Genomic DNA, 15,539 nt, shown 5'->3' with positions numbered 1-15,539 from the left:
TACATTCCTATGCGGCTTTTCCCGAGATGTTGACCGTTTTCGGGCTAAAAATATTCACATCGAAAAAGTAGGGATTGAGGTTTGTGCTATAATTTGTACTGATCATGGATACATAAAATGTGAGTTCAAAAAGTTAGGTTTGCAGGACAAAGAAGGACTTTTTGGTAAAGGAGATCGTCATGGCCGTACAGCATGAGACGGAATTATACGCCCCGTTGAAGGCTTTTTTTGAGGAGCGCGGATACATCGTGCGCAGCGAAGTCCGCCATTGCGACCTGGTCGGCTATCGGCCGGGCAGCGATGAGCCGCTGATCGTCGAAATGAAAAAGACATTTAACCTGCCGCTGCTGCTGCAGGGACTCGAACGGCAGAAGCTAAGCGGCGAGGTTTATTTGGCCGTGGAGAAAAACCGCGCGAAAAAAGGGGCCCACAACCAGCGCTGGAGCGAAATCACCATATTGTGCCGCAGGCTCGGGTTGGGCCTGATCGCGGTCACCCGGTACAAAACGAAACCCGCGTTTGTGGAGATTTTATGCGCGCCCGGAGACACCGTGTACACCCCGGGACCCAAGGTCGTCAAAAGGCGGGCGGAGCGGCTGATGCACGAGTTTCATGAGCGCAGCGGCGATTACAATGTCGGCGGCAGCCACGGCGCCAAGCTGGTGACGGCGTACCGCGAAAAGGCGCTGCGCGTCGCGCTCGCCCTGCAGGAAGGAGGCGGGGAGATGGCTCCCAAGGACGCGCGCGACCGCAGCGGCGTCGGCAGCGCCGCGGCGATTCTGCAGCGCGACTACTACGGCTGGTTCCGCCGCGTCGCCCGCGGCCGCTATTGTCTGACGCCCGCGGGGACGGAAGGGCTGCGGCAGTACGCCCACGTCGTGGACACGTGGCGGCGCGCCGCGGCGGCCTTGGAGCGGAGCGAGGGGGCGGAGTAGGCCGGGCGCCGGCTTTGGGCGAGGGACGTGGCCCGGCGAGGGCCCGATCTAAGTGAACGCGCGGGACCGGCAGCGGCTGGCCGCTTTGTGTGAACGCACGATAACCGAGGGGCAGGCGGCCCAGTGCGAGCCAGCCGTGGCCGGTAGCCATGCGATGGCTTTGCCTGAGCCCAGCCGGTAGGCGCTGGGCGCAGGCGGCGCGTCAGCCCCCGGAACGCGCCGTAAAGCCGGCGAGGGCGGCGGCGATGCGCGCCAGCCCCTCGCGCAGCCGCGCATCTTCGAGCGCGGCCACGGTGAGCCGGATGCAGCCGTCATCCGGCTCAGCGGCGCAGCACAGCGTCCCCGGCAGGAACGCTGTGCCCTCCAGCAGCGAAGCGCGCAGCAGCGCTTCGCTGGAGATCCCGGCGGGCAGGCTGACCCACAGGTACAGCCCGCCGCCGGGATCGGCCGCGCGGGCGCCCCGCCAGGCGGGCGCCTGCAGCAGCTCCAGCGCGAGCGTGCGCCGCGCTGTGTACGCCGCCGCGGCTGCGGCGGCATGCCGCGCGGCCGCGGGCGACGCGAGCCAGGCGCGGAGCCGCCTGGCCCTTGCGGCCACGGCCCGCTCGGCCGCAGCCCTTCCGCCCACAGCCCGATCGCCCCCGGCCCGACCGCCCGCGGCCCGACCGCCTGCGGCCCGCACGACCGCGCTCCATTGGCTCGCCGGGCCCGCCGCCGGCAGACCGCTTCCGCCGCCGCTCCCGCGCCCCGCTTCCCGCCGCAGCTTTTCCATCGCCTCCGCCTCGCCGCGCAGCCAGGCCAAAGGCAGCTGCGGCAGAAGCGTCCGCTCAAACGAGCCGACGCCGATCACCTTGGCCCCGGGAATCCCCGCCGTCTCCCGCAAGCGGAACAGAGACTCGGGGACGTCAGGCACCACCGCTTTCGGCATTTTATCCCTCGACACCGCCGCTTTCAACATTTCATCTTCCGGTACCATCGCTTTTGGCATTTCGTCCCCCAGCACCGCTGCGCTCGGCGTTTCACCTCCCGGCCCCGCCGCCAACTTCTTCTCCGCAGCAGCCCCCGTTTCCGGGACTTCCGGAGCTTCAGGAACCTGCGGATTTTTGAATAACAGCGCAAACGGCAGCGCTCCTGCCGTGTCGTCCTCCACGATCGGCAGCGCCAGCTCCGCGCTCAGCGCAAGCAGCTCCAGCTTGCGCTGCCGGCTCCACACCCGGCCGGACGGATTCGAGAAGTGCGGCGTAACATACGCCAGGGCAGGCTCGCCCCCGGCCAACCGCGCCTTCCACCGCACATCGTCAGGCAGCATGCCGTCCCCGTCGCACTCCACCGGGACGGCCCGCAGTCCGAGGCGGCGCATCAGCTCGAGCGCCTCCGGCGCGGCGGGCGTCTCGACCAGCACGGCCCCGCCGCCGGGAACCAGCGCCCGCAGCGCCAACTCAAGCGCCCCGTCGGCGCTTTCCGCAAGCAGCCACTGCCACGGCTGGAGCGCCTCTCCGCCTTCGCATTTGGCGTAAGCGGCAGCGAGCCAATCCACCAGCATACGCTCCGCCGCTTCCTCTGCCTGCACGCCAGGCGCGCTTTCATCCTGTGGAATGTTTTCTTCATTAAATATATCTTTATCATGTGCCGACTGTTCGTCCGCCCGATGCTCCCAAGGTTCTTCTTCGCAGAGCGGTCCTAATTTCTCATCACGGCTGCCGCTTCCCCCGTCCCCGTGCGACCCGGCCAACCCGATCAACGTTCCGTTTTCCAGCCGCTCTTCGGCTTCAAGTACAAAAGCAGGCGGCAATCTTCTCCTTAACATCTCCAGCCAGAGGTTCAGGTGAACTCCCCCTTTCCGCTGCTTCATTTACGGCGATTGTACCCCAGGACAAAGTTTCCAGACAACCGGCGCCGGCAAACAAAAAAAGATGCTTAAATTGGCATATTTTCTCTAAATCTATCCTTTTTGCGATAAAAATGTCGCCGTGTTAGAATGGGTACTGCGAATAATAGTTTTTGAGGTGATCATGTGATGTCTTATTCTACGGAGCCTGCAACCGTCACCGAACCGATCCGCCCCCGAAAAAAGCAGGGTCCTTCCGTAGCTTTGATTTTGCTCGTCTGGGTACTGTTGATCGGCGCCGGGGCCGCCGCCGCCTATTTTTACAGCAATCATTTAAAGCAATCGATGGTCGCGCAGCTGGACGCCAAATGGCAAAGCCAAACGGAAATGATGAAAGCCGACTACACCTCGCAATTGACGGCTTTATCGAAAGAAGTCGAAGAACTGCAGAGCAAAGTCGATACGTTTAATGAACTGCTTGAATTTACGAAGGACAACACCAGCGAAAAAACGGACAACAGCAACAAGCTGTATACTCAACTGAACGAGGTCAAACAGCAGCTGGCCAAGCTTCAAAAACAGATGGGTCTGCTCAAATGATTACGCCGGTAAAACGAGTCAACCGTTTTTTTCTGCTGGCAACCGGTCCTTTGTTTGGCCTTCTGATCGCCCTGCTGATCAGCGGCCCCCGTATCGAATGGAACAGCCCACCCGGCGATATTACGCCGGAGGCGGATATTTTCCAGACGACCGGGGCGATTTCCCGCGGACTTACGCAGGCGCAAGCGAACGCCAAAACCACGATTTCGTCCATTCAAAAAACCGCCGAGCTGTACCGCAAAACGACCTCGGCGATGAGCACCATCGTGAAAACGGCCAAAACGTCCGCCGGAATGCCCGCGACGATTTATAACCGAAGAATCACGGCCAAGCTCGGAACGCCGTACGAAACGGTCCAAAGCGACCGGATTCGCATCGAGTTATACAAAGTCAACCCGGGAACCTACCGGGGCTACGCGATGAAGGTTAAGCTGAAATCTCCGGACGCGATGACAATGACGCTGGGCAAAGACATGCTGGGCGGTTCGGAAACGACCAAACAAGCCGTCCAGCGCTACGGCGCCGTGGCCGGGATCAACGCCGGCGGATTCGCCGATTCCCGGGGCAAACGTTACCCGTTAAGCACGACGATCGTGGGCGGCAAATATGTAAACGGGTTCGAAGCCACCTATAAGGATTTGTTTTTCGTCGGTTTGAGCAAATCCGGCAAGCTCATCGGCGGCAAGTTTGAGCGCAAGGAAGATTTGGACAGGCTGGAGCCGAAATTCGGCGCTTCCTTTGTCCCCATCCTGCTTCAGGACGGCAGGAAAACGGCGATCCCGGAAAAATGGCGGTCCTCGCCTTTACGTGCGCCGCGTACCGTGATCGGCAACTACAAGGATGACCAGCTGGTCATTTTGGTCATCGACGGCCGGGACGAAAACGGAAGTTCCGGGGCAACGCTGGAGGAGCTTCAGGCAAAATTGCAAAAGATGGGCGTTCAGGACGCCTATAACCTGGATGGCGGCGGTTCTTCGTCGCTCGTCGTCAACGGCCGGGTGGTGAACAGCCCGTCGGACGGTGCCCTGCGCCCCGTGCCAACCCACTTCCTGTTCTTCAAATAGCACAAGCAAACCACAATCATCTTCGTCTATGAAATACATCACATTTTAGCATTTATTTTTAAAGTATAGGCGGGTATAATAAGAGCAGAAGTTCAACGTGGAGGTGTTCGGGTTTGTCTTTCTCTTTGACGTTCTGGATTATTACCCTGGTTATGGCTATGTTTGTGTGCGGGATTTTGACTGCGTCTTATAACGACGATAAAACAAAAGGTCTTTAATGAAGACAAGCGCCCATCGGCGCACATTCCAAGAAGAAAGACCGCGGCAAGCGGTCTATTTTCTTATGGCCAGGCAGGCGCGTTTGATCACCGCTTGTCCAAGCCCACCGCATGTTTGCTACCAAAATAAATAAGCCCCCTTACGGGAAGCTCATTTATTTTGCGATCCGCCGCGGGCCGCCTCCCCTTATGGAAGGAAAGGACTTCCCGCGGCTATCAGGTCTTTGGTTTTAGGACAGCTGGTTCATTTCGACCAAACACTGATTGCAAATGGAACGATCTTTAAAATCGCTCACGTTTTCCATCGATCCGCAGAACACGCATTTCGGACGGTATCTTTCCAAAATAATGTGATCTCCCTGTACCAAAATCTCGACGGGATCGCCCTCGTTCATTTGATATCTTTGGCGCAACGACTTGGGTAAGACGATTCTTCCCAGCTGATCCACTTTACGGACTACACCAGCAGGTTTCATAAAGGCACACCTCTCCTGAAAAAAATTATGTAAAAATAGAACCAAATACCTAATCTATTTTATTTCGCTATCATTTTCAGGATTCCTGCTAAATTTCAATTGTTTTAATTATTTTGGCAGGATTTCCTCCAACCACCGCGCCGGCCGGCACATCTTTCGTAACGACCGCGCCGGCGGCAATGACCGCGTTATCGCCGATCGTCACCCCGGGAACGATCACCGCCCGGCCGCCGATCCATACATTGTTGCCGATTTTGACCGGCTTCCCGAATTCCGCCCCGGAGTTGCGTTCGGCCGGATTCAGCGGATGGGCCGCCGTATAAATATGAACCCCCGGCGCCATAAAGCAGTACTCGCCGATATGCACCTCGCATACGTCCAGAATAACGCAGTCGAAATTGGCATAAAAATGATTGCCGACATAAATATTCGTGCCGTAATCGCAGCGGAAGGTCGGTTCGATGTAAATATCGTCGCCGCAGCTTCCGAAGAGCTGCTTCAAAATACCGGTTCTCCGCTCCCGTTCATCCTCCCTGGTGGCATTAAACTCTCTGGTCAACCCCCGAGCCCGCAGCCGTTCGGCAACGAGCCCGGGATCGCTGGCATCATACCAATCGCCGGCCAGCATCTTCTCTTTTTCCGTTTTCATCACATCTACTCCATTCCCGGAAAATCAAGCTGCCGCAGCGCCTCATACACGATAATCGCCGCGGAATTGGATAAATTCAGCGAACGGACCTTATCCGTCATCGGCATCCGCATCACGGTATCGGGGTGCGCCGCCAATATTTCCGGAGACAGTCCTTTCGTCTCTTTCCCGAACACCAGAAAATCCCCGTCCTGAAACGAGAAATCCGTATACCGTTTGTCCGCCTTGGTGGTCGCGAAGAAAAACCGGCTGCCCCGGTATTTTTCCTCCACTTCCTGAAAGGAATCGTGGTATTCAATGTGGACCGCGTACCAATAATCCAGCCCGGCCCGTTTTAAAGTTTTGTCATCGGTACGAAACCCCAGCGGACGCACCAGATGCAGATGGGTCCCCGTCGCCGCGCAGGTTCTGGCGATATTCCCCGTATTTGCCGGAATTTCCGGCTCCACCAGCACAATATGCAATGCCATGAAACTAACACCTCGTCCAATTTGTGAGTCTGTCCATCCTCGGGCAGCGCTTGTTCCATTATAGCAAATCGGCCGCCTTCTTTCAGGTGCGGGAACCGAAAGTAAAAGCTCCACCACCGTCAAACCATGCGATGATGGAGCCGTATTTTAGCTATAGCCCTAAACAGCGGCCAGGTCCACCAGACCCGAGACCCGCTTAGCCATGCGATTTTTGAAAATGGTCCATAAATTCGACCAATGCCTTGATGCTGTCATACGGCACGGCATTGTAGATCGAAGCGCGCAGACCGCCGACGCTGCGATGGCCTTTGAGCCCGACAAAACCAGCCTGCTCCGACTCTTTGACAAACAGCTTTTCCAGCTCTTCGGAAGCGAGGCGGAACGTTACGTTCATCGTCGAACGGCTGCCTTGCTCCACACAGCCCCGGTAAAACCCGCCGCTTGCGTCGATCGCTTGATAGAGGAGGCCGGCTTTTTGCTCATTTTTTTGCTCGATGCCTTGCAAACCGCCTTGTTCCTCAATCCACTTCAATACTTCGTTCACCATGTAGACGGAAAAGGATGACGGAGTGTTGTAAAGTGAGTTGTTTTCCGCATGGGTATCGTACCGGAACATCGTCGGCAGATGCTTCGGCGACTCGCGGAGCAGTTCCTCGCGGGCGATTACGACCGTCACGCCGGACGGGCCGAGGTTTTTCTGGGCTCCGGCATAAACCATGCCGAATTGCTTGAGATCAAACGGGCGGCACAAAATGTCACTCGACATATCGGCAATCAGCGGCACACTGCCGGTATCCGGGAACTGCCGGAACTGCGTGCCTTCAATCGTCTCGTTGGACGTGATATGCACGTACGCCGCGTTATCCGGAAGATTCAAGCTGCTGACATCCGGAACGGACATATATTTGCTTTCCTCCGAGGAGGCCGCGATAAACGTCTCGCCGATGAGCTTGGCTTCCTTAATCGCCTTGTTGGCCCAGCTTCCCGATTTCACGTAACCGGCCGTCTTGCCTTCGCTCAGAAAGTTCATCGGAATCATTGCAAACTGCGTGGAAGCCCCGCCCTGCAGGAACAGCACCTGATAGCCTGACGGGCTGCCCAGCAGCTTCAAAAGGCGGCTGGCCGCCTCGTTATGAACCGCTTCGTACACGGCTCCGCGGTGGGACATTTCCATAATCGACATGCCTGTTCCGCGAAAATCGACAAATTCAGCCTGGGCGCGTTCCAGCACTTCCAGCGGCAGTGCGGCCGGTCCGGCGTTAAAGTTATAAGCTCTGTTACTCATTGCTCCCCATCCCTTTCCCTTCCATGGCTTGTATGGTTCGAAGTTTTAGATAAGGATTATCATATCAACTAAACCGCCGCCCAGCAAGCTGATATTTCGCAAAAATTCGCCAGTTTACAGAAATGACACATTAATGCTTCATTTTAATAAAGACATAGGCTGTGTTCGTGTATGGATGTTCGGGTATGAATGTTCGTGTATGGGTGTCCCTGCATGCCGCTTTGCACGATTATCCCCTTCGTTCAGGGGGGCAGGGGGCTTAGTGTACGGAATAAACAAAAAAGAGATCAGGAAAAAATGAGGCGGTTGCCCCATTCCTCACGTCAGGTCTCTTCACTTCTTCTAAACCTCTTTCTTCTAAACCCGTCTAATGATCTCGAACATGTCTACTTCTCCCTAATCCGTCTAATAATCTCTAACAAATATGCTTACCCTAAATATATCCGCTTCACTCAAATATATCTTCTTCTTTTGAATTTATCTTCTTCTTCTCTGAATTTATCTTCTTCTTCTCTGAATTTATCTTCTTCTCTGCTTCCTGATCAAATGGGATAATCGTGCAAAGAGTCCGGACAGTGGATGTTGATCCGCCGACCACCCCGCCAACCAACCCACCGGCCTTCCCTGTCAAGCGTTGATTATTAGGTTAAGTTTAAAAAATGCCCTTTTTTTGCCTGAACCACCTACATCGTCTCAAAAAACTCGTAAACCCGAGTCCAGGTTTGCCGCTCCCCCGGAGCGAGCTTCACTTCCACGAACATCTCCGGTGAAACAACGTGCCCCTTGCCCCATACCGCTGCTGCGGCCACGCGAAGCTTGCTGCGCTCGCGAACTCCCAGGCCGCTGGGCCGATGAACCAGTTCCCAGAGCCACGGCTGCTCCGCTCCGTCGACCCCCGGCAGGCGAAAATAAAAATCTTTCTCCGGCTGCCGCTCCCAGGTAACTTCGTTGCCGCTGAACGCAAGCCCGTTCAGCGTACCGGGGTCATCGCTCCAGGGTGAAGGCGCAAACGGAAAGCGCAGCACGTAGTCCGGGCCAATCGGCTCACCGTCAATCCCGAAGAAATTGTGGCAGTATTCATCGGTATGAACTGGTCGGGTGCCCACGTTATCCATCTCAACGCTCACGATAAGCCGATCATGATCGATCGAGACGGTTTTTACGAGTTGTACGGCGTAGCCGTTGCATTCTTTAGGCAACACAGTAAACGTAACGCTTTGCGTCCCCTGCTGCTCAGTCATGATGGAAAACGGTTCGGCCTCATAATCGCGGAAAAATTGATAAGGCGCCTCGTCCGGGCGTGTCAGCAACCCGACGCCAAGTTTAGGAAACTTCCCGCCGCTCTCCGCCTCGTCATAGCCAATGGTTTGCGCGATCCCGAATTCGCTGCAAAGCCCTATGCCTCCGGTTCCTTGACCGGGAACCAGGCTTTCCGGAACGCAAAACGTATGGCTCGCGAACCGGACGCCCGTAATAAAGCCGCTCCAGTCGAACCGCGTTCCCCGGTATTCCCCGGGGTCCGCGATATCGACCGCAAGCAGCTCGTTTTTCAGTTGATAAGCCATGCAATCATTACCTTTCTTGAGCAATATAAGTTGAACTGTTGATTGGTACGCGATAGGGCAGCCGTGTGAAATGTTATTACTTCTTCAGAATCATTTCCCGCTCTTGCCTAACTCGCTCCTTTCTTTAGTTCAACTTATATTGCCGCCAAGCGTAACGATCAGTTCGTGAACACCGTCGGCGGGCAAAGCTTCGATCAGCGAACGGCCGATCAGACAGCCGGTCCCATCGTTTTGGCAATCCACGCTTTGACCGTTCAGGCTGACGGAATCCACCCGGTACTGGCCGTGTTCGGCCGCCTGCGGATTGCGGTAAACGACGCGCAGCATGCGCCCCGCGAACAAGGTTTCAACCGCCGCTTCGCCGGAACCGTCAAACTGCGCCTGCACGAGCTTCGGCTCTAAACGCAGGTCGCCGAAGCGGCCTTTGACCCCGTAAACCTCGGTAAGCTGCGTCAGCAGCAGCCAGCTCGCCGATCCGGTCAAATAGGTGTACATCCCCCGGCCGCGTTCGTTGATATACTCGGGAACCCCCGGATAAATCCGGCTGTTCTCGAAATCGGCGGAAAGCCGGTAGATGGAGTCGAGCACCTCGAACCCTTCCTGCACGAACCCGCGTTTATACAGCGCGTTGGCGTACATGACGGTCATGTGGCTGAACATCGCGCCGTTCTCTTTGTGGCCGAAAGCGAAGCCAAAGGCCCGGCCGAGGTTTTGCTGGATTCCGCCGAAGCGGGAATTCAGCCGGTAGCCGATCCGCTCGTCCTTCAAGTAGCGGTTTACCGCTTGCGAGATTTTCTCCGTCTGTTCGTCCGTGGCGAAACCGCCCATAATCGCGAACACCTGCCCGGTTAACGTCATCCGCACGCCGTCCGGATGATCCCCCTCGACGCGTTCGCCATCGTTGTTGTAATACCCGTTGAACCAGGCGTACCCTTCCTTGCTTTGGATCCATTCGTTTTGGCGCAGATGCGCTACGGCCCAATCCGCTTTCCGCTTCAAATCCTCGGCCACCTTGCGGATATCAAGCGCCAGCTTTCTGCCGCTTACGCACGGAGTGACGGCGTCGTAATAGCGGTCAAGCAAGCTCCGTTTTTCCTGAATGCTGTTATAGGAAATCGGCTTCCCGAGTGTATCGAGCAGCAGGGCCATTTCTTCGGCGATGTCCAGCGAATCCTTTCCGGTGCGCTTCTGCAGCTCAAGCAGCAGCTCCGACAGTTCCATCAGATTGCTGGCGTAAAACGCCGTAAACGCCACGCTTTCGCCGCGTTCCGGGGCCAAATCGAGCCCGTCGTTCCAGTCCGCGCCCTCCAGCTTAATGTTGCCGTGTTCGCCGACATTAAAGAACGGAACGATATTTTGCAGCAAAATATGCTCCAAAATCGTGCCCTCATAAATTTGTCCGTCCGCGGTCAGCAGCTTGTTCCCCTGCTCCGGCGTCCAGGAGGCGTCGCGCTCGCGGCACCGCTTGACGAATACGTCGCGGAAATAGCTCTGCGGCTGGAACAACAGGTCCAGGTCCCCGCTTTGATGGAGGTACAGCAGCGTCGTCATCAGCGGCCAGGCGCCATGATCCATCCATACCCGCGGGATGTTGTTGCGGTCGGCGACGAATTCCCCCGGCCCCGCACCGATAATCGTAGCGTTGCTGCCGTCCATCCGCACGCCGGCGTAGTTGTTGAGCAGCAGATGGCGCACTTCCGCCGGCTCCATCACCATCAGCGCCAGGCAGTCCTGCCACAGGTCGCGCCAGCCTCTGCCCCCGCGTCCGTAATCGTGATACGGCAGGAACGAATTGCCGTAAAGCCGGCGCAAAATCGGCTGCAGCGTCACCCATTTCATCCATAAATCCTGCTCCCCGTCCCCGGAGCTGAACCGGACCGTATCCAATTTGTCCCGCCAGTAGGCCCGGTTTTGCTCCAGCAGGGCATCAAACCGGCCGGCCGCCAAATAATCCGCCGCATACCGCCCGACATCGATCCGGTCCCCCGAAATGACCATGGCCACGACATAGGAGACGGACTTACCCGGCGCTAATTCCACCGGAGCGAAGCGCAGCGCGCCGACGGCTTCGTAGCCTTCCACGGCGGTCCCCGCCTGCGCATCCGGTTCGCGGTTTGCGACGACGGCCTCCGGCCAGTCCAGCGCCCCGCCTTCGCCGATAAAATCCTCAGTCACCGGGAAAAATCCGGCGGGCGCCATTCCGCCAGCTTCAGCGCCAAACACGCCGTAAGTGACCTTGTTGACGCGGTGGCCCCGCTCGTCAAAGGAAAGCGCCGGCTGCACTTCAATGCCGTACTCCGACGTAAATATCCGATGCAGCAGCGATGTGACGTGGCGGTGATCCCGCAGATCGTCGGCCGAACGCCCGTACAGCGGAATCGCCGCCGTCGGCGTCAGCCTAAGCGGAGCGTTCCCCGTATTGGTCAGGGTCACCCGCATCAGCTCGATTTTATCGTCCGTTACCGGAACAAAGCTGACCGTCCTGGCCTTTAGCCCGGCTTTTTCGTTCTCGCGCGTCACGGCATGCCATAGGAACCCCGCCTCCACCGCGGAGCGCTCTTCTTCGCCCGTAAACCGCGCCGCGTTTTGTCTCGCGGAGTTGCCGCTGACGGACCATGCCCCGTATCCTTCGATAAACACCCAAAAGTTCCGCGATGCCTTGGAATTATGCAAACTTTCCGCCGATACGGGCTCCATCAGAAACGTGTTGTGTCCCGAAGTGATTTCTCCGTGCAAATTCGGGGTCACGGCCGACATCATCCCCGCCTCGTTGACGAGGGGAAAATACAAATAGCTGTTATGTTCTGGCTGCTCCAGTCTGAACTCGCCTTGCTCCCCTTGAAACTTCCAACCTTTTTGTCCCATTTGCGCTTCTTCCTCTCTCTCTTTAGTCCGCATTTAAGATTTCACGGCCCCGGCAAGCGCGCCGTCCACCAGGTATTTCTGAATGAAGGTATAGAGCAAAATGAGCGGAGCCGCCACGATCGTAATCCCGCACGCCAACAGCGGCCAGTTGTTGCCGTATTGGCCCTTGAACTCTTTTAGGCCAAACGTAATCGGATAGTTCACTTTGCTCGGCAAATACATGATCGGACCGACGAAATCGTTCCAGATCCCGATTGCCGTAAGGATGACGCCTGTCGCAATAACCGGCTTCATCAGCGGCAAAATCATCTGGAACAGGTATCTTGTATAGCCCGATCCGTCCATGCCCGCGGCTTCGTCCAGCTCGCGGCTGATCGATTTGATGTAGCCGACGAACATCATGAACACGACGCCCGTACCGCTCGTTTTCAAAATGATATAACCCAGCTTCGTATCGTAACCGAAGAAATCCAGGCTTTCTTTAAAAGAAAGCATCAGCTTATACTGGGCGACCATCGGATTCGGGAGAAATTGCGACAGCAGGAAGAACAGGTAGATAAACCCGCTCCATTTGACGTACCCCCGGGCCACCGGAAACGCGCCGAGAATGGATACGATGATCGTGAGCACCGTAGCCGCCCCGGTATAAAGCACGCTGTTCAGAAAATAGCTGGCAAAATTACCCTCGGTCCAGGCGCTGACATAGTTGCTCCATTGGGCGTCCTTCACCATTCCGATCGGATTCATCAAATATTCGGGATACGATTTCAGCGAAACGTTAAGCACCAAAATTAACGGCACCACGTAAAGGATAAGCAGCACGGCGATGACGGCGTAAGACAGAATCGTAAATGAATTGGATTTTTTCATTTTAATATTCCACCTCTCTCTTACGCGTCTGTCTGACGGCCACGATAACAAACACCAAAATGATCAGGAACTGGACCACGGACAGCGCCGAAGGCAAGCCCATTTCCAGACTGCCGCGGAACGTTTCCTTATATACGTCGTAAGCCATCGTTCTGGTGTTGAACTTGCCGTCCGTCGTGGCGAGGATAATATCGAACGTGGACATCGCCCCGATGATCGAAAGCAGCATATTGACCGTAAAAGACGGGGCGATCAGCGGGAACGTAATATTCTTGAACGATTGCCAGCGGTTCGTACCGTCGATGTACCCCGCTTCGTACAGATCTTTTGGCACGGATTGCAGGCCGGCGAGAAAAATCAGCATTGAATAGCCCATGTACATCCAGATTTGCACGAAAATAATGTAGCCGAACGCATGCGTAAAGCTGGAGAAAAACATGTCTTTATATCCGAACAGCGATTGATACAGCATGTTAACCGGCCCGCTCATCGGATCGAACATCATGCCCCAAACGAGCGCAACAACGGCCACCCCAAGCACGACCGGAAGAAAAAATACGGCCCGGTAAAAATAATCGCCGCGCAGCCGTTGGTTGATCAGCACAGCCACAAACAACGCCACTCCGTTCTGCACGATGGTGACGATAAACATGAAAATTAACGTGTTTTTGATGGAAACCCAGCGTTCCCCGGAATTTCCGGCAAAAAACAAGTCTTTATAATTATCGAGCCCGACGAAGTTCATGGAGCTGCCGGGGATGTTTTTCACATCCGTAAACGAATAAATCACGGTCAACACCGATGGTCCGAAATAAAAAACGACGTATAACGCCAGCGGAATCAACAGCAGCAGAAAAGGAACGTAACGGGCAAAGCCTTTTCCAAATGGGTACATCTCTCTCACCTCTTCAGATCCAAATCAAATAAAGGATCGGGGCCTGACGAGCAGACCCCGAGGGCAGTACAGTATGGTTGTTTTCTTTCTATAGATTCAGGCAGAAACCTTATGCTTACTTAGGCGCTGCGGCTTCCCATTCTTTTTGCTGGACGTCGGCCAGTTCCTTCGCGGTTTTAAATGCTCCGCCCGGAGCCAGGTATTCCGTATGCACGCCTTCGGCCGCAAGATGTTCGCCGACGTTTTCGCGGTTGATCATCATAATCTCGTAAGCCAGCTCAAAATCACCAAGGTATGGAGTCAGCTCCTGGTCGATAAATTCGCTTTCCGTCGAGATGTTGTCCTGCGTCGGAATAAAGCCGGCGGCTTTGACGAATTTGGTGTAATTTTCAGGCTGGGAGAAAAATTCCATCCATTTGAGGGCCCCTTCTTTGTTCGGTCCCTTTTCCGCAACGTACCAGGTTACATCGTACTTCCCTACGAAAGAAGCGTTTTTCGCGGCGTCTTCCGTGGCCGGAAGCGGGAAATATCCATATTTCAAATCGGGATTCGCGGTTGCGATCGTCGGCGCGTCCCAAGATCCGTCCGCCAGCATCGCGGTTTTGCCTGCGGCGAAAATCGACGGTACGGAAGCATAGTCAATGCCCATAAAGCCATCGATCATGTAATTGTCTTGAATCGTTTTCGCTTTTTCCAGCACTTCCACGGCTTCGGCGTCATTAAACGCCGTTTCGCCCTTCCAAACGCCTTCGATCCATTTTTGCTGATCGCCGCCGCCCAAAATTTTCGACTGCAGGGCGAACACCGGCAGCTTCAGCGGCCATACGTCTTTACCGGCGACGGCGATCGGCGTGATGCCTTTCGCTTTCAGGTCATCGCAAAGCTTGATGAATTCCGACCAGGTTTTCGGTACGGAAAGGCCGTTTTCTTCAAAGATTTGTTTGTTGTAAAACAGGCCGGACATCGCCACTTTGCCGGTTGGAATCGCATACACCTTGCCGTTGTAAGTTCCGGCTTTCTCAATGTCGTTTGCATTCCAGTTCTTGACGAACGCCTGGTCCGACAGATCGGCGATCAGACCGGAATCGATCCATTGCTGCCAATCCGGCGTTTTCGCTCCGGGCGTCCATTCTTGCGGGGAAAGTCTCATCCCGGACAAGTCGGCCAAAATATCAACATCATTCGCTGTGATTCGCGCTCTTTGCGCCTGCTTGTACTCGTCGTCAGGGCCGGTCGTCGTATATTCAATCTTATATTCCGGATATTTTTCCTCGAACGCCTTATTGATCTCTTCCATCGCTTTGTTAATGTTTTCTTGCTTCCAGTGAAGAATTTTAATGACTTTCTTCTCCCCGGACGCTTTGCCGCCTTCGCCTCCGTTTGCCGGAGCCGTGCTGCCGCCATTGCCTCCTCCGCCGCAAGCAGCCAGACTAAGCGTCAGCGCACCGGCCAGGATCAAGGCTGAAATTCTCTTTACCATGCTGTTACCCCCTATTAAGGTAATGATTTTGGACTATCGATTCGGTTTACCTTCCCGATTTACGCTGTGCACTGAAGTTTTTCATAATTTTCGTAAAACTAGGCCATTTTAGAGAACGTCGGGACAAATTTACCGAAAGCGGTTTCGTCAAAACACATTATTGCATCAAAAATTTGCTTTGTAAAGGTTTTTTTTCGCGATTCGCAAAAACCTCGTTCCGACGCGGATCAGACGCTGTATTCATCGTCAAACAGTCCGTTTCCGGCCTTAGTATGCTTCGTTTTTCCCATTTATTTCGAGTTGTCTTGACTCCGTTTCGCAATTCCTTTAAACTAATCACGA

At 55.5% G+C, this 15,539-nt stretch carries 14 protein-coding genes; 3 read left to right on the top strand and 11 right to left on the bottom strand.

Translation table 11 applies throughout. The features are described from left to right. Window positions 1-179 precede the first annotated feature (179 nt). Window positions 180-935 carry a DUF2161 family putative PD-(D/E)XK-type phosphodiesterase gene (locus NYE69_RS12230; RefSeq protein WP_155621575.1) on the top strand — a complete coding sequence of 252 codons (756 nt, stop codon included), beginning with the start codon at window positions 180-182 and terminating at the stop codon, window positions 933-935. Window positions 936-1,137: 202 nt separating this feature from the next. On the opposite strand, the gene NYE69_RS12225 is transcribed toward NYE69_RS12230, so the two are convergent. Beyond that, entirely contained in the window at window positions 1,138-2,784 is a 1,647-nt protein-coding gene (locus NYE69_RS12225; RefSeq protein ID WP_340926397.1) for a hypothetical protein, read from the bottom strand. Between the two features lie 165 nt (window positions 2,785-2,949). Here NYE69_RS12225 and NYE69_RS12220 point away from each other — a divergent pair, with 165 nt between their 5' ends. Then, window positions 2,950-3,360, top strand: coding sequence for a hypothetical protein (locus tag NYE69_RS12220; RefSeq protein ID WP_240752512.1), 411 nt, complete (start codon window positions 2,950-2,952; stop codon window positions 3,358-3,360). After that, the gene (locus tag NYE69_RS12215; RefSeq protein ID WP_240752510.1) at window positions 3,357-4,424 is read left to right on the top strand and encodes a phosphodiester glycosidase family protein; all 1,068 of its coding nucleotides are present in this window, start codon (window positions 3,357-3,359) and stop codon (window positions 4,422-4,424) included. The genes NYE69_RS12220 and NYE69_RS12215 overlap by 4 nt, the downstream gene beginning before the upstream one ends. A 448-nt stretch (window positions 4,425-4,872) precedes the next feature. On the opposite strand, the gene NYE69_RS12210 is transcribed toward NYE69_RS12215, so the two are convergent. From NYE69_RS12210 to NYE69_RS12165, 10 genes are all read right to left on the bottom strand, one after another. Beyond that, on the bottom strand, window positions 4,873-5,118 hold the full coding sequence (locus tag NYE69_RS12210; RefSeq protein WP_340926396.1) for an AbrB/MazE/SpoVT family DNA-binding domain-containing protein: 246 nt from the start codon (window positions 5,116-5,118) through the stop codon (window positions 4,873-4,875). Window positions 5,119-5,206: 88 nt separating this feature from the next. Beyond that, a complete protein-coding gene (locus tag NYE69_RS12205) occupies window positions 5,207-5,767 on the bottom strand; it encodes a maltose acetyltransferase domain-containing protein (protein WP_240752509.1) in 561 nt (186 codons plus the stop codon). A gap of 5 nt (window positions 5,768-5,772) precedes the next feature. Next, complete coding sequence (trmL, locus tag NYE69_RS12200; RefSeq protein ID WP_124331685.1) at window positions 5,773-6,237, bottom strand: tRNA (uridine(34)/cytosine(34)/5-carboxymethylaminomethyluridine(34)-2'-O)-methyltransferase TrmL; 465 nt, start codon at window positions 6,235-6,237, stop codon at window positions 5,773-5,775. Window positions 6,238-6,433: 196 nt separating this feature from the next. Continuing rightward, window positions 6,434-7,522 carry a 3-phosphoserine/phosphohydroxythreonine transaminase gene (gene serC / locus NYE69_RS12195; protein ID WP_340926394.1) on the bottom strand — a complete coding sequence of 363 codons (1,089 nt, stop codon included), beginning with the start codon at window positions 7,520-7,522 and terminating at the stop codon, window positions 6,434-6,436. 448 nt (window positions 7,523-7,970) lie between these two features. After that, window positions 7,971-8,132, bottom strand: coding sequence for a hypothetical protein (locus NYE69_RS12190; RefSeq protein ID WP_340926392.1), 162 nt, complete (start codon window positions 8,130-8,132; stop codon window positions 7,971-7,973). Window positions 8,133-8,205: 73 nt separating this feature from the next. After that, the gene (locus tag NYE69_RS12185) at window positions 8,206-9,087 is read right to left on the bottom strand and encodes a hypothetical protein (RefSeq protein WP_340926390.1); all 882 of its coding nucleotides are present in this window, start codon (window positions 9,085-9,087) and stop codon (window positions 8,206-8,208) included. Window positions 9,088-9,216: 129 nt separating this feature from the next. Continuing rightward, complete coding sequence (locus tag NYE69_RS12180) at window positions 9,217-11,952, bottom strand: GH36-type glycosyl hydrolase domain-containing protein (RefSeq protein ID WP_340926389.1); 2,736 nt, start codon at window positions 11,950-11,952, stop codon at window positions 9,217-9,219. 33 nt (window positions 11,953-11,985) lie between these two features. Next, window positions 11,986-12,822: a carbohydrate ABC transporter permease gene (locus NYE69_RS12175; protein WP_213509813.1), complete on the bottom strand. Its 837-nt coding sequence runs from the start codon at window positions 12,820-12,822 to the stop codon at window positions 11,986-11,988. A 1-nt stretch (window position 12,823) separates the two neighbouring features. Continuing rightward, window positions 12,824-13,717: a carbohydrate ABC transporter permease gene (locus tag NYE69_RS12170; RefSeq protein ID WP_036624860.1), complete on the bottom strand. Its 894-nt coding sequence runs from the start codon at window positions 13,715-13,717 to the stop codon at window positions 12,824-12,826. A gap of 115 nt (window positions 13,718-13,832) precedes the next feature. After that, window positions 13,833-15,197 carry an ABC transporter substrate-binding protein gene (locus tag NYE69_RS12165; protein WP_036624861.1) on the bottom strand — a complete coding sequence of 455 codons (1,365 nt, stop codon included), beginning with the start codon at window positions 15,195-15,197 and terminating at the stop codon, window positions 13,833-13,835. Between the last annotated feature and the right edge of the window lie 342 nt (window positions 15,198-15,539).

This window comes from Paenibacillus sp. FSL R5-0527 (genome assembly GCF_038008055.1).
Lineage (GTDB): Bacteria > Bacillota > Bacilli > Paenibacillales > Paenibacillaceae > Fontibacillus > Fontibacillus macerans.
Note: the sequence above shows the minus strand (reverse complement) of the source record. Positions and strands in the feature narration are given on the sequence as shown.

Bases quoted from the DNA above. Each gene is read 5' to 3' on its own strand.
- NYE69_RS12230 (WP_155621575.1), top strand. From the start codon at position 180: ATGGCCGTACAGCATGAGACGGAATTATACGCCCCGTTGAAGGCTTTT.
- NYE69_RS12225 (WP_340926397.1), bottom strand. From the start codon at position 2,784: ATGAAGCAGCGGAAAGGGGGAGTTCACCTGAACCTCTGGCTGGAGATG.
- NYE69_RS12220 (WP_240752512.1), top strand. From the start codon at position 2,950: ATGTCTTATTCTACGGAGCCTGCAACCGTCACCGAACCGATCCGCCCC.
- NYE69_RS12215 (WP_240752510.1), top strand. From the start codon at position 3,357: ATGATTACGCCGGTAAAACGAGTCAACCGTTTTTTTCTGCTGGCAACC.
- NYE69_RS12210 (WP_340926396.1), bottom strand. From the start codon at position 5,118: ATGAAACCTGCTGGTGTAGTCCGTAAAGTGGATCAGCTGGGAAGAATC.
- NYE69_RS12205 (WP_240752509.1), bottom strand. From the start codon at position 5,767: ATGAAAACGGAAAAAGAGAAGATGCTGGCCGGCGATTGGTATGATGCC.
- trmL (WP_124331685.1), bottom strand. From the start codon at position 6,237: ATGGCATTGCATATTGTGCTGGTGGAGCCGGAAATTCCGGCAAATACG.
- serC (WP_340926394.1), bottom strand. From the start codon at position 7,522: ATGAGTAACAGAGCTTATAACTTTAACGCCGGACCGGCCGCACTGCCG.
- NYE69_RS12185 (WP_340926390.1), bottom strand. From the start codon at position 9,087: ATGGCTTATCAACTGAAAAACGAGCTGCTTGCGGTCGATATCGCGGAC.
- NYE69_RS12180 (WP_340926389.1), bottom strand. From the start codon at position 11,952: ATGGGACAAAAAGGTTGGAAGTTTCAAGGGGAGCAAGGCGAGTTCAGA.
- NYE69_RS12175 (WP_213509813.1), bottom strand. From the start codon at position 12,822: ATGAAAAAATCCAATTCATTTACGATTCTGTCTTACGCCGTCATCGCC.
- NYE69_RS12170 (WP_036624860.1), bottom strand. From the start codon at position 13,717: ATGTACCCATTTGGAAAAGGCTTTGCCCGTTACGTTCCTTTTCTGCTG.
- NYE69_RS12165 (WP_036624861.1), bottom strand. From the start codon at position 15,197: ATGGTAAAGAGAATTTCAGCCTTGATCCTGGCCGGTGCGCTGACGCTT.